The sequence below is a fragment of the Devosia sp. Root413D1 genome (assembly GCF_001425235.1).
Lineage (GTDB): Bacteria > Pseudomonadota > Alphaproteobacteria > Rhizobiales > Devosiaceae > Devosia_A.
In genome coordinates this window covers 133295-155136 of sequence record NZ_LMEA01000009.1, presented here as the reverse complement: position 1 = coordinate 155136, position 21842 = coordinate 133295, and the positions used below count along the sequence as shown (strand labels likewise).

At 66.1% G+C, this 21842-nt stretch carries 26 protein-coding genes; 13 read left to right on the top strand and 13 right to left on the bottom strand.

Features of this window, described 5'->3' with window-relative positions:
• Positions 1-84: 84 nt before the first annotated feature.
• The 8 genes from ASC89_RS28700 to ASC89_RS12770 all read right to left on the bottom strand — a co-directional run bounded on the left by ASC89_RS28700 (position 85) and on the right by ASC89_RS12770 (position 6389).
• On the bottom strand, positions 85-951 hold the full coding sequence (locus tag ASC89_RS28700) for a glycosyltransferase family 2 protein (protein ID WP_055998376.1): 867 nt from the start codon (positions 949-951) through the stop codon (positions 85-87).
• Positions 952-956: 5 nt separating this feature from the next.
• Positions 957-2168, bottom strand: a complete 1212-nt coding sequence (locus ASC89_RS12800) for an FAD-dependent oxidoreductase (protein WP_055998373.1) — start codon at positions 2166-2168, stop codon at positions 957-959.
• Complete coding sequence (locus ASC89_RS12795) at positions 2168-2557, bottom strand: FdtA/QdtA family cupin domain-containing protein (protein WP_055998370.1); 390 nt, start codon at positions 2555-2557, stop codon at positions 2168-2170. The genes ASC89_RS12800 and ASC89_RS12795 overlap by 1 nt, the downstream gene beginning before the upstream one ends.
• A 6-nt stretch (positions 2558-2563) precedes the next feature.
• Positions 2564-3457 carry a ribokinase gene (locus tag ASC89_RS12790; protein ID WP_055998367.1) on the bottom strand — a complete coding sequence of 298 codons (894 nt, stop codon included), beginning with the start codon at positions 3455-3457 and terminating at the stop codon, positions 2564-2566.
• Positions 3454-3972 (bottom strand): DUF1697 domain-containing protein, encoded by a 519-nt coding sequence (locus ASC89_RS12785; protein ID WP_055998364.1) that lies wholly within the window; start codon positions 3970-3972, stop codon positions 3454-3456. Before ASC89_RS12785 ends, ASC89_RS12790 begins: the two co-directional genes overlap by 4 nt.
• Positions 3969-4571 carry a YdeI family protein gene (locus ASC89_RS12780; RefSeq protein WP_055872991.1) on the bottom strand — a complete coding sequence of 201 codons (603 nt, stop codon included), beginning with the start codon at positions 4569-4571 and terminating at the stop codon, positions 3969-3971. The genes ASC89_RS12785 and ASC89_RS12780 overlap by 4 nt, the downstream gene beginning before the upstream one ends.
• Entirely contained in the window at positions 4571-5398 is an 828-nt protein-coding gene (locus ASC89_RS12775) for an arylamine N-acetyltransferase (protein ID WP_055998361.1), read from the bottom strand. The genes ASC89_RS12780 and ASC89_RS12775 overlap by 1 nt, the downstream gene beginning before the upstream one ends.
• 331 nt (positions 5399-5729) lie before the next feature.
• Positions 5730-6389, bottom strand: a complete 660-nt coding sequence (locus tag ASC89_RS12770) for a L,D-transpeptidase (protein WP_082533349.1) — start codon at positions 6387-6389, stop codon at positions 5730-5732.
• Between the two features lie 222 nt (positions 6390-6611).
• Between ASC89_RS12770 and ASC89_RS12765 the strand changes: the two genes are divergently transcribed.
• Genes ASC89_RS12765 through ASC89_RS12745 form a run of 5 tightly spaced genes read left to right on the top strand, consistent with a single transcriptional unit; the run spans position 6612 to position 10426 of the window.
• On the top strand, positions 6612-7283 hold the full coding sequence (locus ASC89_RS12765) for an amino acid ABC transporter permease (protein WP_055872996.1): 672 nt from the start codon (positions 6612-6614) through the stop codon (positions 7281-7283).
• Entirely contained in the window at positions 7283-7954 is a 672-nt protein-coding gene (locus ASC89_RS12760) for an amino acid ABC transporter permease (protein ID WP_055873000.1), read from the top strand. The genes ASC89_RS12765 and ASC89_RS12760 overlap by 1 nt, the downstream gene beginning before the upstream one ends.
• Before the next feature lie 3 nt (positions 7955-7957).
• Positions 7958-8692 carry an amino acid ABC transporter ATP-binding protein gene (locus tag ASC89_RS12755; protein ID WP_055873003.1) on the top strand — a complete coding sequence of 245 codons (735 nt, stop codon included), beginning with the start codon at positions 7958-7960 and terminating at the stop codon, positions 8690-8692.
• Between the two features lie 5 nt (positions 8693-8697).
• Positions 8698-9615, top strand: coding sequence for a N(4)-(beta-N-acetylglucosaminyl)-L-asparaginase (locus ASC89_RS12750; protein ID WP_055998358.1), 918 nt, complete (start codon positions 8698-8700; stop codon positions 9613-9615).
• A 19-nt stretch (positions 9616-9634) separates the two neighbouring features.
• Entirely contained in the window at positions 9635-10426 is a 792-nt protein-coding gene (locus tag ASC89_RS12745; protein ID WP_055873010.1) for a transporter substrate-binding domain-containing protein, read from the top strand.
• A gap of 197 nt (positions 10427-10623) precedes the next feature.
• Here ASC89_RS12745 and ASC89_RS12740 read toward each other — a convergent pair whose 3' ends face one another.
• The gene (locus tag ASC89_RS12740; RefSeq protein ID WP_055873013.1) at positions 10624-11625 is read right to left on the bottom strand and encodes a LacI family DNA-binding transcriptional regulator; all 1002 of its coding nucleotides are present in this window, start codon (positions 11623-11625) and stop codon (positions 10624-10626) included.
• An 86-nt stretch (positions 11626-11711) separates the two neighbouring features.
• Between ASC89_RS12740 and ASC89_RS12735 the strand changes: the two genes are divergently transcribed.
• Together ASC89_RS12735 and ASC89_RS12730 are read left to right on the top strand one after the other, a co-directional pair.
• Positions 11712-12626, top strand: a complete 915-nt coding sequence (locus ASC89_RS12735) for an ROK family protein (protein ID WP_055998355.1) — start codon at positions 11712-11714, stop codon at positions 12624-12626.
• A complete protein-coding gene (locus tag ASC89_RS12730; protein ID WP_055998352.1) occupies positions 12623-13345 on the top strand; it encodes a copper homeostasis protein CutC in 723 nt (240 codons plus the stop codon). Before ASC89_RS12735 ends, ASC89_RS12730 begins: the two co-directional genes overlap by 4 nt.
• 50 nt (positions 13346-13395) lie before the next feature.
• Here ASC89_RS12730 and ASC89_RS12725 read toward each other — a convergent pair whose 3' ends face one another.
• Positions 13396-14208: an undecaprenyl-diphosphate phosphatase gene (locus tag ASC89_RS12725; protein WP_055998349.1), complete on the bottom strand. Its 813-nt coding sequence runs from the start codon at positions 14206-14208 to the stop codon at positions 13396-13398.
• 97 nt (positions 14209-14305) lie between these two features.
• Here ASC89_RS12725 and ASC89_RS12720 point away from each other — a divergent pair, with 97 nt between their 5' ends.
• The 4 genes from ASC89_RS12720 to ASC89_RS12705 are packed head-to-tail and all read left to right on the top strand — an operon-like array spanning position 14306 to position 17690.
• A complete protein-coding gene (locus tag ASC89_RS12720) occupies positions 14306-14983 on the top strand; it encodes a glutathione S-transferase family protein (protein ID WP_082527785.1) in 678 nt (225 codons plus the stop codon).
• Positions 14964-16154, top strand: a complete 1191-nt coding sequence (queG, locus tag ASC89_RS12715) for a tRNA epoxyqueuosine(34) reductase QueG (protein ID WP_082533348.1) — start codon at positions 14964-14966, stop codon at positions 16152-16154. The genes ASC89_RS12720 and queG overlap by 20 nt, the downstream gene beginning before the upstream one ends.
• A 13-nt stretch (positions 16155-16167) precedes the next feature.
• Positions 16168-17040, top strand: coding sequence for an SDR family oxidoreductase (locus ASC89_RS12710; RefSeq protein ID WP_055998346.1), 873 nt, complete (start codon positions 16168-16170; stop codon positions 17038-17040).
• Positions 17037-17690, top strand: a complete 654-nt coding sequence (locus tag ASC89_RS12705) for a GNAT family N-acetyltransferase (RefSeq protein WP_055998343.1) — start codon at positions 17037-17039, stop codon at positions 17688-17690. The genes ASC89_RS12710 and ASC89_RS12705 overlap by 4 nt, the downstream gene beginning before the upstream one ends.
• Positions 17691-17845: 155 nt before the next feature.
• Here ASC89_RS12705 and ASC89_RS12700 read toward each other — a convergent pair whose 3' ends face one another.
• A complete protein-coding gene (locus ASC89_RS12700) occupies positions 17846-18589 on the bottom strand; it encodes a carboxylesterase (protein WP_082533384.1) in 744 nt (247 codons plus the stop codon).
• Positions 18590-18833: 244 nt separating this feature from the next.
• Here ASC89_RS12700 and infC point away from each other — a divergent pair, with 244 nt between their 5' ends.
• Positions 18834-19370, top strand: coding sequence for a translation initiation factor IF-3 (gene infC / locus ASC89_RS12695; RefSeq protein ID WP_197421053.1), 537 nt, complete (start codon positions 18834-18836; stop codon positions 19368-19370).
• 200 nt (positions 19371-19570) lie between these two features.
• On the opposite strand, the gene ASC89_RS12690 is transcribed toward infC, so the two are convergent.
• Together ASC89_RS12690 and ASC89_RS12685 are read right to left on the bottom strand one after the other, a co-directional pair.
• On the bottom strand, positions 19571-19936 hold the full coding sequence (locus ASC89_RS12690) for a DUF423 domain-containing protein (protein ID WP_055998338.1): 366 nt from the start codon (positions 19934-19936) through the stop codon (positions 19571-19573).
• Positions 19937-20211: 275 nt separating this feature from the next.
• The gene (locus ASC89_RS12685; protein WP_055873046.1) at positions 20212-20835 is read right to left on the bottom strand and encodes an NADPH-dependent F420 reductase; all 624 of its coding nucleotides are present in this window, start codon (positions 20833-20835) and stop codon (positions 20212-20214) included.
• A gap of 104 nt (positions 20836-20939) precedes the next feature.
• Here ASC89_RS12685 and ASC89_RS12680 point away from each other — a divergent pair, with 104 nt between their 5' ends.
• Positions 20940-21836, top strand: a complete 897-nt coding sequence (locus ASC89_RS12680) for a LysR family transcriptional regulator (RefSeq protein ID WP_055998335.1) — start codon at positions 20940-20942, stop codon at positions 21834-21836.
• Positions 21837-21842: the final 6 nt, after the last annotated feature.

Genomic DNA, 21842 nt, shown 5'->3' with positions numbered 1-21842 from the left:
CCAGGTCTTTGATTTGGTCGCGCTTTCGAGGAGGAAAGTCTGCATGCTCCGCCTTCGCGGGACAGGCTTTTTCCTGAAAGCGCTCTAGCGGCCAGTTGGTGCGGTGACCCGGCGCCACAGCACGCCCAGCCGCGCCAGGTTCAGCCCGATATAGACGGCCAGGACGGCGCGGCGTGGCAGGTCGAGCCGGCTGTTCCACACCTCGCGCATGCCAGCCTGGCGCAGGGCGCGGCGCTGCGCGGGGCTGAAGGCCCAGTTCCGGCTGAGGCTGGTTTTCTGGAAGTATTTTCGGCAGAGCGTTTCGGGCACGCGGACGAAATCGCCGAGCAGCGACAGATGCAGGAGCCAGGTCCAGTCGGCCGAGAACTCACCTTCGGCATTGGGTTTGATCCCACCGGCCCGTGCGAAGGCCCAGGAGCGGAACAGTCCGCGATTAGGCAGCCACCAGTCGGTCACGAGGCCGCCCATCACCAGGCCGCGCGCCAATGGTGTGTGGGTGGCGGCAAGGGCGTCGAACACCTTGATCTCGCCCGACCCATCCGGCTGGAACAGCTGCATATCGGTATAGGCCAGCACCGCGCCGGGGTTGTCGCGCAGCGCCGCGACGAGCTTTTCGACATAGCTCGGCTCGACCGCATCGTCGTGGAAGGCGAAGAACATCAGCTCGCCGGTGGCGTTGGCCATCAGGTCGTTGGCGTTGCGCAGCCAGCCGAGATTTTCACTGCGCCGCAGGACGCGCACATCGCCGCGGGTCGCCGCAAAGGCGGTGACGATGTCGAAGGTATTGTCGGTCGAGCAATCCTCACCGATCAGGATCTCGAGGTTCGGCCAGGTCTGGGCGGCGAGACTATCGAGCGCCCGGGTGACGAAGGCGGCGGAGTTGTAGCAGGGGACCAGCGCGGTCACCTTCGGCTGCCAGGGCGCGACCGGCGGCAAGGATTGGTCCAGCACGGCCGCTACCCTCCCGAAATCTCGGCGGCCAGCTGCTCGGCCATCCACGGTGCAGTAGAGTACTTGCCGGTGTCGACGGAATAGTAGCTGCCTTCGCGCTGCACGCCGAAACGGTCGCGCCGATGGATGCTCGCCGCGGGGTCGTCGACCGATCCCCTGGCCTGGGCGAAGACGAAGCCGCCCCGGACCTTGATGTCCTCGGCCGCCTCGAAAACCGCCTCGGTCCCTGGGAGCAGGGTCCCCAGCCGAGCTCGTACGGCGTCGGCGAATCGTTCTGTAGCCGCCGCGTCCAGCGCTTCGGGTCGCTCGAGGGTGATGCCGCTGCCCTGCCTGACCATGCCGACCGGGTACCAGGACATGTAGAAGTCGCGTCCATTGTAGTTTTTGACGTCGCCAAAACCTCCGACGGTGATGAGGGCGCTTCGCAACGCAACCGGTCGTTTGGTGCGAATGAAGAGGCAATAGCGGAAGCGGTGCGACCATCCCGGCTCGGGCGTGATGCCCGCAGTCAGGTCCACGGCAAGGCGACCTTCCCACAGCGCATTGACCACCACGTCAAACTGCTCCCGCGCCCCATCGTTGGTAGCCACCTGCCATTTCCCATCGACGCCGGCCACGGGCTTTGCCTCGGTGATCGTCGTCTCCAGCCGCAACGTGACGCGGGGTTGGCTGCGCAGCGCCGCGGCCAGGCTCCCGGCGACCCACTGCGTGTTGATCGAGCGTTCGGGAACTTCGTATCCGGCAACCACCTCGTCTGAGGTGCTGATCTCGCCCCATTTGGCCGGCGAGAGCTTCCGGCTCCGTGCCGCCGAGACATCGACCAGGTAGTTCCGCGCCCCCGGGTGCTCGTGCAGCAGGTCGTCGATCCGGCCGAAGGTCCGCTCCAGGGTGGCGGCGTCGACGACCGAGTTGCGATGTACGAGGTAGATGTCATCTCTGGAGGTAGTGTGCGGCCTGAGGTCGGCCTCCAGCAGCTCGGACAGCACGCGCCCGAAGCTGAGGCTGCCGGGGAGGATGTGCCGGGCCGTCCTGAGACTGTCATCTGCCCCGTACAGATATCCCAGGTGGATCTTACCTTCGTTCCAGCGGCTGGCGCAGGCGACCGGCTCACTCTCCTTGTCGTACACGGTCACGTCGTGGCCACGGCGGGCGAGCAAAAGCGCCAGGCTAGAGCCGAGAATACCAGCGCCGAGTACGGCGATGCGTTTACGAGGCACTAGACGGGGTCCTCGGAGTAGTCGTCGGGATCGTAGGCGGTGTCGCACAGAACCAGCAGGCTCGCGCGCTCGCCCCGATAGGTCTGACTGGCCCAGACCGGCGGCTCGACAAGAACAGCACGGAGCCTGTCATCGAGGGTCAGCCGCTCGACGGTTCCACCATAGCGGAGCTCGACGTCGATGCTGCCGGACAGCCGCACCAGCAGCTGCCGGCCCCGGTGATGTCCGTGGCCGCCCCGGCGGGCCCCATCCGGGGCCTCGACGATGAAGCTCCTGACCGCGGCAAAGCGATGCCGGTCGAACGCCAGGGCGGCGAGAGCGCCGCGCTCGTCGGCATGTATGCTGGGGATCAGTTCAACAACCTTGCCCCCAAGCCAGACCCGCTCCATGCCGCCCTACTTCAGCGCCGCCTCGACGTCGCGCAGGTACGGCACAGACGGTTGCGCGCCCGGCTTCAGCACCGCAAGACTGGCGGCCACGGCGGCGCGGCGCATGGCGGCTTCGAGGTCGAGGCCGCGATCCAGCCCTGCCGCCAGGTAGCCGCAGAAGGTGTCGCCTGCGCCGACGGTGTCGACCGGATCGACCTTCATTGCCGGAACGGCGAAGCTGCCGGTCGGGGTGGCGGCGCGGGCGCCGTCGGGGCCGAGGGTGACGATCACCGTCTGATTCTGCGATCTGGCCCAATCGGTCATCGCGGCATCGAGCCGGTCGACGCCGGCGCCGGTCAAGAGTTCAAACTCGGTTTCGTTGGCGATGACGATCGAGGCCTGTTCGGCCACGGCCTTGGTGGTCTTCAGGAACGGCGCGGTGTTGAGGATCGAGACGACGCCCTGGGCCTTGGCCAGCTCCAGCGCTCGCTCGGTGGCGGCCTGCGGAATCTCCTGCTGCAGCATCAGCACCGAGCCGATGCCCAGCCCCTCGAGCGCTGCATCGGCGTCAGCCCGCCCCATGGTGCCGTTGGCGCCGGGGAGGATGGCGATGACGTTCTCGCCGGCCTCATCGACGAAGATCATGGCGATGCCGGTGGCGCCTTCGACGACGCGCACGTGGGTGAGGTCCACACCGTCGGCGCGCAGCAGCTTCAGCGCTTCATCGGCGAAACTGTCGGTGCCGGCGGCAGCGAACATCCGGACCTCGGCTCCAGCGCGACGGGCGGCCAGCGCCTGGTTGGCGCCCTTGCCGCCGGCCGCCATCGAGAACTGGTCCCCGGGCACGGTCTCGCCGGGCTTGGGGATGCGGCTGACGGTGCCGATCAGGTCGAGATTGGTGGAGCCGAGGACAGTGATCAATTGAGGACCTTGGGGATGGTGTTCCAGTTGCGCATGGTAGCGACCGCGCCCTTCTCCAACTGCCGGTCGAACTTGTCCAGCCCCGGACCGTGCCGACCGTCGGACTGGCGGTAGCCGACGAGATAGATTTCGCGCGCCTCGACCCGCACCACGTCGTAATTTTCGGGAACGCCGGTATAGCTCGCGCCCGCGGGCAACGGCTTGTCGAACAGCATGACGTAGCGGTGGAAGTTCCCCGCCTCCGGATAGGCCGCGAAGGGTTTTGCCGCCAGCATGGCCTCGATCTCGGGGCCCGAGCGCATTACCGCCTCGGAAAACCAGCCCCAGCGTTTTTCGATCGCCGCTTCCAATTCCGCCTTGGGGTCGTGCCCACACTCGAAGCGCACATTGCCGCTGGCGAGGATGGTCTTGATGCCCGTGTAGCCGAGCTCGGCGCAGAGCGCCTGCAGTTCCGCCATCTTCATCTGGCGCTTGCCGACATTGACGGCGCGCAGGAACGCCACCCAGACGGTCACTTCTGCTTGCCCTGCGGATGGATGGTCTCGCCGCGCTTCAGCATCTCGACGAAGCTCTCGATCTTCTTTTTCCGCCCGGCCTCGGTCTTCATGTTGTGGGTGCGGAAAGCAATGGCGAAGCGGTTCTGCTCGCTGAGCCGGCCGAGCATCTCTTTGGCCGCCGGTTCGGCGTCGATTGCCGCCTGGAGATCATCGGGGATCTTCATGTCCTTGCCGGCGCCGTAGGCCTTGTCCCAGCGGCCGTCGGCCTTGGCGGCCTCGACATGCTTCATGCCGTGCTCGGTCATCCGGCCGGATTTGACCAGCCGCGCGACATTGTCGACGTTGATCTTGCTCCAGATGCTTTTCCGGCCGCGGCGGGTGTAGCGCTGCAGGAAGCTCTTGTCGTCAAAGCCCTTGCGCACCGCGTCGATCCAGCCCCAGCAGAGGATGGCGTCGATCGCCTCTTTGGCGGTGATCGAGGGCAGGCCAGAGCCGACCTTGTGGATCTTGATCCAGACTTCATCCCAGCTGTCGTGGTGCTGGCTGAGCCAATCGTAGAAGGCCTGCTCGTCCTTGAATTCGAGCACCTTGTCGGGGTCGACATAGACTGGCGCCATCAGTCGGACTCGCGTTCGATGATCTTTTGCAGCGCCAGTTCGAGCCGCTCATCATTGGGCAGCTGCAGACCGAAGGTGCCGGTGAGCAGCTCGCGCAGTTCGGTGGTCGAATTGATCAGCCGGCCCTCGCTCGGCGCGCCGACGGTGTGGATGTTGAGCTTCCTATTGAACAGGGCGACGCGCCGGGCCTTCTCGACCTTGGCGACCAGCAGGTTCTGGGTGAAGAACGGCGACGAGTCGGCTTCATCGTTCAGCCTGGCCAGCTCGTCCATGCTGCGTTCGGTGCGCTCGAAGCTGTAAAGCGCGTGCCACGCACCGGCGATCTCGATCTCCACCTGCCAGGTGCCGTCGGCTTCGAGCAGGCGGTAGGTGTCGAGCGGGGTGGCCTGGGGCGCGTCGGCGCGCAGCCGGAGCGGCGCCGTGGCGGTCTGGCCGCCGAAACCGACATCGGCGAGATAGGTGACACCGGCAACTTCGACTGTCAGCACCAGGTGGCGCAATGGCGGCTCCTCGCCCTCGGCGAGGCCCCACAGCACGCGGGCGCCGTGCATCTTCACCTCGAAGTCGAGCTCCTCGAGCATCGCCTTGAACAGGAGGTTGTGCTCGAAGCAATAGCCACCACGACGATCGAACAGCAGCTTCTGCTGCAGGTTGGCGAGGTCGAGCCGGACCGGCGCGCCCATCAGCGGATCGAGGTTTTCGTAAGGGATGGCCGCCGGATGCAGCTGATGCAATTGGCTCAGCGTCTCCAGCGAGGGAGCGATCGAGCCGGCAAAGCCGATACGCTCGAACCAGGCATCGATATTGGCCTTTGATGCCACGGACATCCCCACCGCTGATTCCGGGAGGGCCATAATGATGAGCGGAACGGGATTTGTCACCCTGTCCTGGAGCGCCCTGCCCGGATGGGGAGGTGTGGCACTTCAGACGGGCCTGCCCACGGGGTTATCCCCGCGAAAGCACATGGGCGCTAAGTTATGGTCGCGCCCCACCCACCGGCGGTCATCCCTGCGAAAGCAGGGACCCATCTCACCGCCAGCACCAGCTGATAGTTGGGTCCCAGCTTTCGCTGGGATGACACCGAGTTTGGGGGACTTGCACAGCGTCGGTTCGCTTACTCGGTGGCCCAACGCGGCGCGTCGGGAGCAGACCGGTCGATCAGCCGGTGACGATCACCCGGGTGCCGGTGGAGACGCGGCTATAGAGATCGATGATATCCTGGTTGATCAGGCGGATGCAGCCCGACGAAACCGACTGCCCGATGGTGTAGGGCTCGAGCGTGCCATGCAGGCGGAAATGCGTGTCCTTGCCGTTGCGATAGAGATAGAGGGCGCGCGGGCCGAGCGGGTTCTTGAGCCCTGGCTCGAGGCCGGCGGCCACCGGACCGTAACGCTCGGGCTGGGTCTTGATCATGTTGGCGGTGGGGGTCCAGCGCGGCCACTCGGCCTTGCGGGCGATCACCGCCGAACCGCGGAAGTTGAGCCCCTCCTCACGCCCGACGCCGACGCCGTAGCGCATGGCGCGGCCACCTGGCTGCACCAGGTAGAGGAAGCGCTCGGAGGTGTTGACGACGATGGTGCCCGGCTTCTCGTTGCCGGCATAATCGACTTCCTGGCGCCAGAACTGCTGCGGGATCTTGCGGATGTCGATGCCAGGAACCGGGAACGGCTCGTTGGTCTTCATCGAATAGTAGCTGGCCCACGGCTCGTCGACCTGGATCACGTTGGTTCGCGCGGTGAGGTCGCGCTTGCCGGTGGAGGAACAGGCACTGAGCGCCAGGGCGGCGCCCCCGATCAGGAACAGGCGGCGGGTGGTCAAAACGGGTCTCGCAACAAGAGTGGCAATATCAGGGTGTCTACCAGCAAAAAGCGAGGTCACTTGTCGAGTGCATTGGGGTCACACTTCACATCCAATGCCGATCACGGCGGCGTGTGTTCGGTTCCGCACTGGCCGAACACCTGCCGGACTGGTCTGATACCCTGCTTGACATTGCCGAACTGTCACATAAAGTGAAACCGGTTTCACTCGGCGGGAGGGCACGTGCGGCTCGATCTCACCATTCTCATTCCACATCTCGGCTTTCTGGCCGAGGGGGCGCTATTGACGCTCGAAGCCTGCGCCCTGGCGCTGGTGGGCAGCGTCATCCTCGGCATGCTGGTCGCCATCGCGCGCACCTCGTCGAGCAAGTGGATCAGCCGGCTGGCTTTCCTCTATGTCGACCTGTTCCGCAATATCCCGTTCATCGTGCAGCTGTTCTTCTTCTATTACGGCCTGCCCGAAATCGGCATTTACATCGACGCCTTCACCACCGGTGTGGTGGCGCTGTCGATCGCCGGCGGCGCCTATGCGTCGGATGCGATCCGCGCCGGCATCCTCGCCATCGATAACGGCATCCTCGAAGCAGCGGAGGTCAGCGGGCTTTCGAAGCGCGTCACCTTCACCCGCATCGTGCTGCCGATTGCGCTGCGGACCTCGGTGCGGCCGCTCGGCTCGGTGCTGATCAACATGATCCTCACCTCATCGATCCTCTCGACCATCACGCTCAACGAGCTGACCGGGCAGGCCAAGATCGTCGCCTCCGATACCTTCCGGCCGTTCGAAGTCTATGTCGTGCTGCTGGTGGTCTATGCGGCGCTGACCTACCTGGTGTCGCTGGGGATTACCCTCCTGCACCGCCGCCTCAACCGCGACCTCCAGGAACAGGTGAGCTGATGCGTTTCGCCGAGTTCACCCCCTACGATATCGTGCTGCTGCTGCAGGGCCTCGGGGTCACTGTGGGGCTGTTCCTCGTCACCTCGCTGATCGGGCTCGCGGTCGGCGTGCTGTGGGGCATCGTGCGGTTCTACCGCGTGCCGGTGCTGATGCAGCTCGTCACCTTCGTTTCGGAGATCCTGAAGAACTCGCCGGTGCTGGTGCAGCTGTTCCTGGTGTTCTTCGGCTTTCCGGCGTTCTTCCACGTCAACGTGACGCCGGTGCAGGCGGCGATCGTGACGCTCTCGGCCAATACCGCGGCCTTTGTCTACGTCATCGCGGTGTCGTCGATCGAATCGATCGGGCGCGACCAGGTCGAGGCGGCGCGGGTGTTCGGGCTCAGCCGCTGGCAGGTACTGCGCCACGTGATCGCGCCGCAGGCCGCCGCCTTCTCGATCGGACCGCTGACGGCGCTGCTGGTCAACCAGCTGCAGGTCACCTCGCTGATCTCGGTGATCGGCGTGCTCGACCTCGCCAAGATCGGCGCCACGCTCAACTTGAGGACGCTGAAGCCGTTCATCGTGTGGACCGCGGTCGGCATCCTCTACTACCTCGCCGCCAAGGCGGTCGCCTCGCTGGGCGCCTGGGCCGAAAAACGTCTGCGGGCGCACAGCGCCTTCCGGGGCCTCTGAAGCATGCTGAAAGTCGAAAACGTCAAGAAGGCCTTTGGCCCGGTCACCGTCCTCGACGGGGTGAACCTCACGGTGAACCCCGGCGAAGTGGTGTCGATCCTTGGGTCATCCGGGTCGGGCAAGTCGACGCTGATCCGCTGCATCAACGGGCTCGAAAAGCTCAATGCCGGCAAGATCACCGTCGACGATTTCGATGTCAGTAAGCCCAAGGAACTGGCCGAGGCGCGCAAGCGCAGCGGCACGGTGTTCCAGCTGTTCAACCTCTACCCGCACATGACGGCGCTGCAGAACATCACGCTGGCGCCGATCGAGGTGCTGAAACGGCCCAAGGCAGAGGCCGAGGCCGAGGGCCGGGCCCTGCTCACCCAGGTGGGCCTCGGCGATCGGGCCGATGCCTATCCGGCGCAGCTCTCGGGCGGGCAGCGGCAGCGCGTCGGCATCTGCCGCGCCCTGGCGATGAAGCCGCGCTACCTCTTGCTCGACGAGGTCACCAGCGCGCTCGACCCCGAGATGACCTCGGAAGTGCTCGACATCCTCGCCAAGCTCGCCCGGGACGGCACCACCATGGTGTTCGTGACGCACGAAATCGAGTTCGCGCGGCAGATCTCGAACCGCATCGTCTTTCTCGAGAAGGGCGTGCTGCTGGTCGACCTGCCGACCGAAAAGTTCTTCGCCAGCGATGGCGGCCTCGCACAGCCGCGCGTCGCGCAGTTTCTCTCCAAGATGCGGAAAGACTGACCACCATGTTGTTCATCGCCAATGCGGAAGGCTGGCCCGGCATCCCGACGACCATCGAGATGCTGCGCTCGGGCAGCGACAGCCTGACGGCCATGGTCGCCGGCATTTCGAAAGTCGAAGCCGAAACCAAGGTGCGCAGCGTCGGCCATGGCGGCTGGCCCAATATGCTTGGTGTGATGGAGTGCGATGCCGCGGTGATGGACGGCACGACGCGCGAAGTCGGCAGCGTCGGCGCAGTGCCCGACACCATCCCGGTAGCCCGGCTGGCCCACGAGGTGATGAAGCAACTGCCGCATGTCATGCTGACCGGCGCGGGCGCTCGTCGCTTTGCCACTGAAACCGGTTTCTCAGTCGACGATGTGCTGCTCGAGGATAGTAAACGGGTCTGGTGGGAGCGGCTCGAACAGGAAATGACGCCGGAGCAGAAGGCGGCTTTCCCCAACACCCCGCTGGCGCCGCTGCTCAAGACCATCACCGATCCGGAGCGGGTGCGCGACACCACGGTCTATCTCAGCGCCGACCCGGCGCGTGGCATCCATGCCGCGACCTCGACCTCGGGCTGGGCCTGGAAATATCCGGGCCGGCTCGGCGACAGCCCGATCCCCGGCGCCGGCTTTTATGCCGACAGCCGTTACGGCGCCGCGGCCTGTACCCATACCGGCGAGATGACGATGCGCTGCGCCACCAGCCGCACCATCGTCCTCGCCATGAAGCTCGGTTATTCGCTCAGCGATGCGGTCAAGCTCGCGGTCGACGAGCTCAGCGAACTCACCGACGGGTTCCTTGGCGGGGTGGTGATCCACGCCGTCGACGCCAAGGGCAACCACGAAGTGTTCAATTTCAGGTGCCAGGGCGAGATCCGCTACTGGCTCTGGGACGACTCGATGCCGGAAGCAGAACTCCGCGCAGCGAAGACTATCTGACAAGGAGAGGAACCAACCCATGAAGCGTATTCTGACTGCCATCGCCGCGCTGGCGCTCGTCGCCACCACGGCCGTCCCGGCCTTTGCCGGCATGCTCGACGATATCCGTGGCCGCAATGTCGTGCGCATCGGCGTATCGCTCGGCGGCGAGCCGATCGGCTTCCGCGACGACCAGAACAACCCGGTCGGCTACGACGTCGACGTCGCCAACATGATCGCCACCAAGCTCGGCGTGCCGGTGGAATTCACCGACGTGTCGGGTGACGCCCGCATCTCGATGCTGGTCTCGGGCCAGCTCGATATCGTGGTCGCCAACACCTCGGCGACGCTCGAGCGCGCCAAGTCGGTGAACTTCACCATCCCCTATAACCGCGCGGGCCTGCGCGTCATCGTCCAGGCCGACTCGGGCATCACTTCGCTCGAAGGCCTCGCCGGCAAGAAGATCGTCGTCGGCCGCGGCACCACCGGCGAGACCTTCATCAAGACCGCCGTGCCGACCGCCGAGCTGGTCTATGTCGACCAGTTCGCGCCCGATGGCGTGCTGCAGCTGCAGCAGAAGCGCGTCGACGCGGCGATCGAAGACTCGTCGCTGCTCGACTATCTCGCCACCAAGAACCCGAGCCTCGTGACCCTTCCGGGCCTCTATTCGAACGACCCGATCGGCATTGCCGTCGCCAAGGGCGATCCGGAATTCGTGCGCTGGCTCGACATGTTCGTGTCCGATTACATCCAGTCGGGCGCTTACGCGGCGAACTACAAGAAGTGGTGGGGCGAGACCGCCAATCCGCCCGAGCTGATCGCGCTCTGGTAAGAACTGGCCGGGGCGGCGCCGGTCTCCCTTTGCCGCTGCTCCAGCCGAATGCCGGGCCGTCCCCCAAGGCGGCCCGGAACCATTTGTGGGGGTGGTGGTGGCAGCCGCCGCCTCCACTACCTTCGCCAGTATTCAAGCGTGGTGGTGGGCAACCGATATTTCCCCACCACCGGTGAGGATGGAGGTCTACTGCGAGCTTAGCTGGTCTTCCGCGGCACGAACCGCGTCGGGATCAGCACCGGTGGCTGGCCCGGCGTGAACGCCGTGGGGTCGGCGAGGAAGCGCACCATCTGGCGCACGTAGTCGGCCTTGTCGTAGCCGATGGACGAGATCGGGTAGGCATCAAAATCGGTCAGCGACAGGTTGTCGAAGCCGTAGAGCCGGAAACGGGTCGGACGGTTGCCGGGGAAATCCTCGCGGCAGACGTCCAGAATGCCCATCGCCATGGCGTCCGAGGTGCAGAACACGGCATCGGGGCAATCGAAGCCGACAACCGCGGGCGCTGCGGCGTGCCCGCTCTGATAGGAATAATCACCCTGGACGGTCTGGACGAGCTCGATGCCATGCTGACTGAAAGCGCTGAGATAGGACGCGATCCGCGCCTGTTCGACCAGCGAGGAGGCACGGCCGGTGACCAGCGCCGCGGTCTTTACCCCGTGCTGCGCCGCGTCGGCGACGGCCTGGTGGATGCCCATCGCCTCGTCGGGGATCACCGTCGGCGACAGCCGGTCGTGCCGGCCATTGAGCATTACCACGAGATCAGAGCGGAACATCTTCCGCACCGTCTCGGCATCTGCGAAATCAGAGAACACCAGCGCCGCGTCGACATGGTAGGCGACGCCCTGGCGCAGGAACTCCTCGACCTTGTCGACCGAGCCGACGCGGATCAGGATCACCTGCTTGCCGATCGCCTGGGTCTCGGCCAAGAGCCGATCGAACAGGTCGAGGTCCGAGAGGTCGTGGATGTGGTTGACCACCACGGCGATCAGATTGACCGTCTTGGTGGTGAGGCTCTGCGCCAAGAGGTTGACGCGATAGCCGAGCTCGGCCGCCGCCTGCAGCACCCGCTCGCGCTTTTCCGCCGAGACCGGCCGCTTTTCGGACGAGAGCGCGCGCGACGCCACGGCGCGGGACACCCCGGCGAGAGCCGCGACATCGTCGATGGTGGGGGTCGCCTGCTGCCGGGCCTGTTCAACCATTATCCGTCATCGCACCTTCCGCGCGGCCCGAGTCGGCCACGTTCGACGAACGTAGATGCCTGCTCGTTAGAAAGCACTCAACAGTGATGATTATCTGCTTCGATATTGGCGGCTCCGGGATCAAGGCGGCGCTGGCCAAAAACCCCGCCGAGCTGACGCCGCTGGGCCGGGTGCCGACACCGCTCGACGACTTCGACGCCTTTGTCGCCGCCATCCGTGGCGTCGCCGACGCAGCCGGCGCACCGGCGGGCACGCCGATCGCCATCTCGATCACCGGCGTGGTCGATCCGGTCACCGACATCATCACCTGCGCCAATATCCCCTGCATCGATGGCCGCACGCTCTCGACCGACCTCGCAACGGAGCTCGGCCGCCCGGTGTTCATCGCCAACGATGCCGACTGCTTCGCGCTGGCCGAAGCCATCGAGGGCGCCGGTCGCGGGCATCGCATCGTCTTCGGCGCCATCCTTGGCACCGGGGTGGGCGGCGGCATCGTCATCGATGGTCGCGTCGTCAATGGCGCCGGAGGCTTTGCCGGCGAATGGGGGCACGGGCCGGTGGCCGCGACCTCGGCGGGCAACCCGCCGGTCGATATCCCGCGCATTGCCTGCGGCTGCGGCCAGGTGGGCTGCGTCGACGCGGTGGGCGCGGCGCGCGGCATGGAGCGGCTGCACAAGCACCTCTTCGGCATTGATCTGCCGAGCACCGCCATCGTCGAGGCCTGGCAGGCTGGCGACCTCCAGGCGACCCGCACCATCGAGGTGCAGATCGACCTGCTCGCCGGACCTTTAGCACTGGTGGTCAATGTCATCGGCGCCAGCATCGTGCCGGTGGGCGGCGGGCTCGGCAAGGCGCCGGAGTTCATCGCGCTGCTCGACACCGCCGTGCGCCAGCGCATCCTGCGCCGGCTCAGCGACCCGCTGGTGGTGCCCTCGCGACTCACGCTAGAGCCCGGCCTCGTCGGGGCCGCTATCCTCGGTTTTACGGAGAACGCCGCGTGAGTGCTCGCCTGCTGGAAGTCTGCGTCGCCGACCCGCAAAGCCTCGCTGCCGCCATTGCCGGCGGCGGCGACCGGATCGAACTCTGCTCGGGGCTCGAACTGGGCGGCCTCACCCCGTCGGCCGGCCTGATGCGGCTCGCCGCGACGGCGCCGATTCCGGTTTACGCCATCGTCCGGCCGCGCAGCGGCGACTTCGTCTGCGACGGCGCCGACCTCGACGCCATGCTCGGCGATATCGACGCTATCCGCGCCGCCGGCCTCGCCGGCGTGGTGCTGGGGGCGTCACTGCCGAATGGCGAACTCGATCTCAAGGTGCTGGCCCGCCTGCAGGAGCAGGCCGAGGGGCTCGGCTCGACCCTGCATCGGGCGATCGACCTGGTGCCGGATTTCGCCGAGGCGACGGAAGCGGCGATCGCACTCAAGTTCGAGCGCATCCTCACCTCGGGCGGCGTGCATGTGGCGCTCGATGGGGTCGACAATATCGCCACGGCGCTGACCACGGCGCGTGGGCGGATCAAGATCATGGCCGGCTCGGGGCTGACGCCCGCCAATGTCGGCGCGCTGCTCGCCGCGGTGCCGGTCGACGAAGTGCACAGCTCCTGCGCCTCACCCGGCCCGGCCAGCAGCGCCCCGGCGGTGCGGCTCGGCTTTGCGGCGGAGACGCGCCGGCGTACTGACCCGGCAGTGGTGCGCGCGTTCAAGGCGGCGATGGCGGGGTAGTCGTACCCGAGGGTCCGGTGCGGGCTGCCCCCCACCGGCGGAAGCGTCACTCACCCGAACAGCAAAATCCCCCATAGCCCGATGGCGCCGACGAAGATGCGCCAGTAGGCGAACACGGCAAAGCCGTTCTTCGAAATGAAATCGAGCAGGTAGCGCACCACGAAGAAGGCGGTGACGAAGGCGGCGGCGAAGCCGATGATCACCGCGGCGCCGAGTTCGGCAGTGATGAAGTCGCGGCTCTTGTAGAGGTCGTAGGCGAACGCCCCGCCCATGATCGGCATGGCGATGAAGAAGGTGAACTCGGCCGCCGAGCGCTTGTCGGTGCCCAAGAGCAGCGCGCCGACAATGGTCGAGCCGGAGCGCGACACGCCGGGGATCAGCGCCAGCACCTGGAACAGCCCGATATAGAGGCAGAGCAGCGGCGGGTAGTTGTAGATATCTGTGTACTTCGGGGTGAGCTTCAGTTGGTCGACATAGAGCAGGATGATGCCGCCGACGATCAGCGACACGCAGAACACCACCGGCGTTTCGTAGATCACCGTCTTGATGAAATCGTGCAGCAGCACGCCGGCGATCGCCGCCGGGAAGGAGGCGAGAATGACCCCGAGGATGAAGCGCAGAGCCCCGGGTTTCCTCGCGATCGCGTCCTTGGCGATGCTGAGCAGGCGCTGGAAATACACCACCAGGATGGCGAGGATGGCGCCCAGCTGGATCAGCACCTCGAACACCCGGCCCGGGCTGTTGAAGCCGAGAAAGTGCCCCGCGAGCAGGATGTGGGCGGTCGAGGAGACCGGTAGGAATTCGGTAAGGCCCTCGATAATCCCTAGGATCAGCGGCACAAAAAGACCTTGATCGGCGTTCATCTGATCCCCTAACTCATCCCACCGGAAGGGCGGCAAGCGTCGCATCTAGCGCGATTTGCCCGGGCCCGCCAAGGATCGGCAAGGATCGTTTCACCGCATGCCACGGTTGCTGCAGCACAGGCTCGACCCCTCCTCCCGCCTCGCCCGTCTGATGTTCGCCGAATATGGCGTCGGCATCGACCTCGAGGACATCAAGCCCTGGCGGCGTGAGCCGGGGCTGCTCGAGATCAATCCGGCGGCGACGGTGCCGATCCTCGCCGAGGACGGCGAGCCGCCGGTGGTGGGGACGCTGGCGGTGATCCACGCCATCGAGGATCGCTATGTGCCCGCCGCGGTCGCCGGGCTGTTCCCGTCGCATGCGGCGCTGCGCAACGAAATGTGGCGGCTGCTCGAATGGGTGCTGGTCAAGCTCAATGACGAAGTGACCCGCTATGTGCTCGAGGAAAAGATCGTCAAGCGCGACCAGCGCGGCATGACGCCCGAGCCAGGCGTGCTGCGCGTCGCCAAGGCGAACCTTGCCGAGCACCTGCACTATTTCAACTGGCTGTTCGCCACCCGGCACTGGATTGCCGGCGACACCATGACGCTCGCCGATTTCGCGCTCGCGGCGCACCTCTCCAGCCTCGACTACCTGGGCGACGTGCAGTGGGACACTTCGCCGGAAACCCGGCAATGGTACGCCCGGATCAAGTCCCGTCCGGCCTTCCGCACCCTGCTCAACGACCGCGTTGCCGGGATGCCGGCGGCAGCCGGATATGCGGATCTCGATTTCTGACGCGGCCGCTGGCTGTGCTACACCGCGCGGCGTGACAGACACAAAGCTCCTCGCTGAACTCCGCGACCGCGCCAAAGCCCTGGGCTTTGAGGCGTTCGGCGTGGCGCGGGCCGATGCGCGGCCGGACCTGCCGGAAAAGCTCGGCACCGCCCTCGCCCACGACTGGCATGGCGAGATGGCGTGGATGGCGGAGACCGCGGAGCGGCGCGGTTCGCCCGAGGCGCTGTGGCCCAAGGCCAGATCAGTGATCGTGGTCGGGATGAACTATGGGCCCGACAGCGACCCGATGGCCGACCTCGCGCATCGCTCCTTCGGCAATATCTCGGTCTATGCCCGCAATCGCGACTATCACGACATCATCAAGGGCAAGCTCAAGGCGCTGGCGGGGCTGCTGAACCGCCGCACCGGAGCCGAGGTGAAGGTGTTCGTCGATACCGCACCGGTGATGGAAAAGCCGCTGGGCGAAGCGGCCGGCATCGGCTGGCAGGGCAAGCACACCGTGCTGGTCAGCCGCGAGTATGGCTCGTGGCTGTTCCTCGGCGCCATCTTCACCTCCGCCGAACTGCCGGCCGACGAAGCGCATGCCGAGAGCTGCGGCAACTGCCGGCGCTGCCTCGATGTCTGCCCCACCAACGCCTTTCCGGCGCCGTTCCAGCTCGATGCGCGGCGCTGCCTCAGCTACCTCAATATCGAGCATCCCGGCCCGATCCCGCTGGAATTCCGCGTGCCGATGGGCAACCGCATCTATGGCTGCGACGATTGCCTCGCCGTCTGCCCCTGGAACAAGTTCGCTTCGGAGACACACGAGCTGAAGCTGCGCGCCCGCGACGAGCTGAAATCACCGGCGCTGAGCGATCTGCTGCAGCTCGACGACGCCGGCTTCCGCAGCCTGTTCGCCGGCTCGCCGATCAAACGCATCGGCCAGGCGCGGTTCCTGAGGAACGTGCTGATCGCGGTGGGCAATTCCGCTGACCAGACGCTGATCCCCTTGGCCGAAGCCCGGCTTGCCGATCCTGAGCCGCTGATCCGCGGCGCCGCGGTTTGGGCAGTGCGCCGGCTTGTGACGAAAGCGCGCGCGGATGCACTGGCGCTTGCGTTTTTGCCCGATGAAGGCGACATCAGCGTCCAGGCAGAGTGGAGCGCGGTCGTCCAGCCGGCGCGTGCAAACTAGAGTTCTATCTGAGATGCGCCTGTTCTTCTTCGGCATGGGTTATTCCTCGCGCGCCACCGCCCGCGCCCTGCACCTCCTGGCCGACCCGCAAATTCCTGTCGCCGGCACGACGCGCAGCGCCGAAGCCGCCGAATCGGAGGCCGATTCGGCCTACCGCATCCACGTGTTCGATGGCGAAGTGCCGGGCACGACGCTCAGCGAAGACCTCAGGGCAGCGACGCACGTGATCCTCTCGATCCCGCCCGACGAGCGCGGCGATCCGGCGCTGAACCTGCACCGCGCCGATCTCGATGCGGCGCCGAACCTCGAGTGGATCGGCTACTTCTCCACCGTCGGGGTGTATGGCGATTTCGGCGGCGAGTGGATCGATGAAGAGGCGCCGACCCGGCCGCTGAACATCCGCTCCAAGCAGCGGGTCGAGGCCGAGCAGGCCTGGCGCGATTATGCCAAACAGCGCGGCGTGCCGCTGTTCATCGTGCGGCTGGCCGGCATCTACGGCCCCGGCCGTTCGGCCTTCGACAAGCTGCGCGAGGGAACGGCACGCCGCATCGTCAAACCGAACCAGGTGTTCAACCGCATCCACGTCGCCGATATCGGCCGGATCACGGCGCGCGCCGCGCTCAGCGATCTCGAGGGGACCTTTAATCTCGCCGATACCGAGCCGGCGCCGCCGCAGGATCTCGTCACCTACGCTGCCCACGTCATGGGGATCGCGCCGCCCGCCGAGGTGCCGTTCGAGACCGCCGAGATGACGCCGATGGCGCGGAGCTTTTACTCCGACAACAAGCGCGTCTCGTCGAAGAAAGTGCTGGCGGCGCTTGGCGCCGACCTGCTCTATCCGACCTATCGCGAAGGTCTCGACGCCATCTGGAAAGGCCGGCAATGAGCGCTCCAAAACCCGGCACCCCGCCGCAGCGCGTGGTGCTCGAGGGCCATTATGTGCGGCTCGAACCGCTGAGCATGGCGCACGCGCCGGACCTGTTCGAAGCCTCGAACGTGCCCGATGGCGACGTTCGTTTCGCCTATCTCGGCGACTACGCACCAAAGGCGCAGGCCGATACCGAGGCGTTCATCCAGAGCGTCCTCGGCAAGGCCGACCCGATACTCTTCGCCGTCATCGACAAATCGACCGGCAAGGCGGGTGGCCGCCAGGCGCTGATGCGCATCGTGCCGGAGCACGGCGTCATCGAGATCGGTTCGATCTACTGGGGCCCGGCCATTTCCCGCACGCCGCGCGCCACCGAAGCGCTGTATTTGTTCGCCCGCCACATCTTCGAGGATCTCGGCTATCGCCGCTTCGAGTGGAAATGCAACGATCGGAACGAACCGAGCAAACGCGCCGCGAGGCGCTTCGGCTTCAGCTATGAGGGCTTGTTCCGCCAGCACATGATCATGAAGGGCGAGAACCGCGATACCGCCTGGTTCTCGATGCTCGACGGCGAATGGCCGGCGAAAAAGGCCGGCTTCGAGCGCTGGCTCGAGCCGGGCAATTTCGATGCGGACGGGCAGCAGAAGGCGCCGTTGCGGTTCGGCTGAACCAATATGGGCCGGTGGCTGTGGACCCCACCCTTGATCCCTCCCCGCAAGGGGGAGGGAGACGCAGACTGAGATGCTAGTGTAGGGGTCTCCCTCCCCCTTGCGGGGAGGGGACAGGGGTGGGGGGCAGCCCGCACCAGCGGACCAGTTCGATCCTAAAGCTCCAGCTCCAGCTGCTCGGGCGGCGCGGTGATCTCGCGCTCGACCGCGGCTTTCAGCAGCTCGAGATCCTCGGGGCGACTCAACCGATGGTCGCCATCGGGGATCAGGGTGAAGGTCACCGGGTCGGTGAGCAGGTGCTGCACCAGCCGCATGGCGTGCTCGCGCGGCACATCGGGGTCCTTGCCGCCCTGGAGGATCGTCACCGGCGCGCCGACATCGATACCGCGGCCGAACATCAGATGATGCTGGTTGCCGTCCTCGATCAGCTTGGCCGTATAGGGATAGGGTTCGTCGGAATATTGCGACGGCCGCTGCACCACGCCGTCACGCTTCAGTGCTGCCAGTTGCGCCTTGCTCATCCGCTTGGTCATCAGCTCGGCCGTCGCATCCACGGCGGGAGCGATCAATACCAGCGCCTTCACCCGATCGCCCTCGCCCCGCCGGCGCAGCTCGCGCGCCATCAGCAGCGCCAGCCAGCCGCCGAGCGAGGAGCCGACAATGACCTGCGGCCCGGAGGTGGTGGCGAACACGGCGAGCGATTCCTCGAGCCAGCGGCTCACCGTGCCATCAAGGAAATCGCCGCCCGACAGACCGTTGCCGGAGTGATCGAGGCGCGTGACGGCGAGGCCCTGCTCGGCGCCGAAGGCATCGAGCGCCGAGGCCTTGGTGCCGCCCATGTCGGAACGGTAGCCGTTGAGCCAGAAAATGCCGGGGGACTTGCCGGGGCGGCGCAGCATGGCGATGCGGCGCGCCTCGGCCCCCTCGCCCACCTCGAGATACTCAACCGCAGGTTCCACGCGTCCCCGACTCCATTCTCGTGCTCGGCCTTTTGCCTCGCGTTAGCCTTCGCGGCAACAGTTTGTCATCAAACCGCGCTTGCATGCTGTTTCTTGTCTGTTCCGGTGTTGACTTATGGCCGACGCAGCACGATTTTAGCCGCGATCTCCCGCCGCTCCGGTAACAATCGAAGGATCGCCTCCCATTCGTCGTCCCATGAGACCCGTCGCGCCCCAGAAAGATGGGCCGCAATCTAACGAAGATATCTCCTCCCCCGATGTCCAGCTGATTGATGCCGAAGGCGCCAACCGTGGCGTCGTGCGGACGCGCGAGGCGTTGTCCGAGGCGCAGGAGCAGGGACTCGATCTCGTCATCATTTCCCCGAACTCGGTTCCGCCTGTTGCCAAGATGCTCGATCTCGGCCGCTTCAAATACGCTGCCCAGAAGAAGGCGGCCGAAGCGCGCAAGAAGCAGAAGGTGATCGAGGTCAAGGAAATCCAGCTGCGTCCGAACATCGACACGCACGATTACGAGACAAAGATGAAAGCGGTACACCGCTTCCTCGAGGACGGTGACCGGGTGAAGGTGACGATGCGCTTCCGCGGTCGCGAAATGGCGCACCAGGAACTGGGCATGCAGCTCTTGGTCAAGGTGCAGGCCGAGCTCGAAGCCAAGGCGAAGGTCGAATCCTCGCCGCGCTCCGAAGGCCGCCAGATGGTGATGGTGCTGGCGCCGAAATAAGGTCGACAGCGATATGAGTTGAACAAGGGCGGCCCGCGGGTCGCCCTTTGTTTTTGGTGCGGTGCGGGCTGCCCCACCCCCTCCCAGCCTCCCCCATCAAGGGGGAGGTGAAGAGTCGAGCTTGTGGCTCGATCGTACCTGACACACCGGCCGGCACCTCCCCCTTAATGGGGGAGGCTGGGAGGGGGTGGGGCAGCAAACTACCGGCCCCGCCGCCCCACCACCCCAGCCAGCGCCACCAGCAGCCAGCCGACGATCAGCCCGCCACCACCGAGCGGCGCGGCCAGCGGGAACAAAGCGCCGCCGAGCAGCGAGCGGGCCGCGAGATCGCCGGCGAACAGCACCAGCCCGACCAGCAGCACGACGCCCGCCACCATGACCATGCGGCTCGCCGCCAGAAGGCTGAGCCCGATCAGCACCGGCGCATGCAGCAACAGGAAGTTCGCGGCGATCCCGAGATTGTCGTCGCCGGCATGGCTGGCGCGGGCCGCTGCGGCGACGCCCAGTGCGCCACAAAGACCGGCCGCCACTAACAGCAGGCGGGAGGTAAAGGTGGGGTTCGACATTGGATGCTCCAGGATCACCGGTACTCGGGCGTTAGTCGCCGATGCCGAAGACTCTATCTGCACTCGGGCGGCGCCAGGACGTCGAAATCGACGCACAACCTGCAGCCCCACCGGGTCATTCCCGCGAAAGCGGGAACCTCTGTTTGCGGTGCCTGCCCCAAAACAGAGATCCCCGCTTTCGCGGGGATGACATCGGGGTTAGGGCGACGCAGGGTAAAGAACAAAGAGGCCGGGGATCTTTCCCCGGCCCTTTCGTCTGCTGCGTTGGCCTGGCCTTACGCCGCCAGCTTCAGCCAGGTCGGGGCGATGGCAGTGCCCTGGCCGAGGCCGTAGCCGAAGCGGATGTTCAGCATGCCGACCGGCTCGACCAGGCGGGCACCATCGAGGCCACCGACCTTTTCGACCGCGAAGCCCGAGGCGGTGACCAGCTCGGCAACGGCATCGACCGCGGCCGCGTCATTGCCGGCGAGGAAGACCGGGACATTGGCGGTGGCGCTGGCCGGGGTATCGAACAGGCTGGCGAAGATGGTGTTGTAGCCCTTGACCACCTTGGCCGAGGGCGCGGCAGCCTGCAGCTCTTCGGCCGCCGACGTGGTGTGGCCGATGGCGAGGCCGGAGAAATCGGCCTTCACCGGGTTGGAGATGTCGACGACGATCTTGCCGTTGAGCGGCAGCTTGCCGGCGAGCTCAAGGGCCGCGCCATAGGGCAAGGCCAGGACGACGATGTCGGCGGCGAGCACAGCGCTCTTGTAGTCGGTCACGGTGGCGCCGACCGAGGCGGCGAACTCGGTGGCGGCGGCCGGGTTAGAGGCGCCGAGCACCAGCTCAGTCTTGCCCGCGAGACGCTTGGCGAGACCCTTGCCCATGTTGCCGAGGCCGAGAATTGCGGTGGTGGTCATTTTCGAAAGCTCCATCCTGCGATTGCGATGACCCCTATCTACGCGCCGACATGGAGGTATAGAATTGCTGCTGATGGCGCTTCACTATTGCGCTGGAGTATCGAATGGCCGAGATCACCAACCTCGAAACCTTCGTCACGGCGGTCAAAGCCGGCAGCTTTGCCGGGGCGGCGCGGCTGCTCGGCATCTCGCCGGCCATGGTCGGGCGCCGCATCCAGGCGTTGGAGGAGGAGCATGGGGCCCGGCTGATCGAGCGCACGACGCGGGCGCAGCGCCTGACCGAGCTGGGCGAGAGCTTTTTCGCCCAGGCGGAGACGGTGCTCGAGGCGGTGGCCGAACTCGACGATCTCACCCGCACCGAGCCCGGGAAACTCTCGGGCCGCATCCGCGCCACCGGACCGGCGACACTCGGCATCCACCGGCTCGCCGGCATCATCGCGCGGTTCTGCGAGGACAACCCCGCCGTGACGGTGGAGCTCAGCCTCAATGACCGCCGCGCCGACCTGATCGCCGAGGGTTTTGACGTCGCCATCCGGGTGGGCGAGTTGCAGGCCTCGACGATGATCGCGCGCCGGATCGGCACCTACCGCTTTCGCTGCGTCACGTCGCCGGCCTATGCCGACGCCTTCGGGTTGCCGGCTACCCCGGAGGAACTCAGACAGCACCGCTGCATCCTCAATCTCAACATGAGCCCGCGCAACCGCTGGCCGTTCATCGGCCCGGGCGGCGCCTCGGTGATTGCAGAGGTCGAGGGCGGGCTGCAGATCGACAATGGCGAGGCGCAGTTGGCGGCAGCACTGGAGGGCGCGGGCATCGTCTATCTGCCGGTCGATCTGGTCACCGAGCCGTTGCGCAGCGGCCGGCTCATCGAGGTGCTGCCGCACTGGCAGCGCATGACACTGCCTATCCACCTGGTCTATCCGTCGCGCCGCCTGGTGCCGCGCCGGTTGAGCGCCCTCATGGAAGCCATCGCCGGCGGCCTCAAAGACACGGCGGCCTGAGCCAAT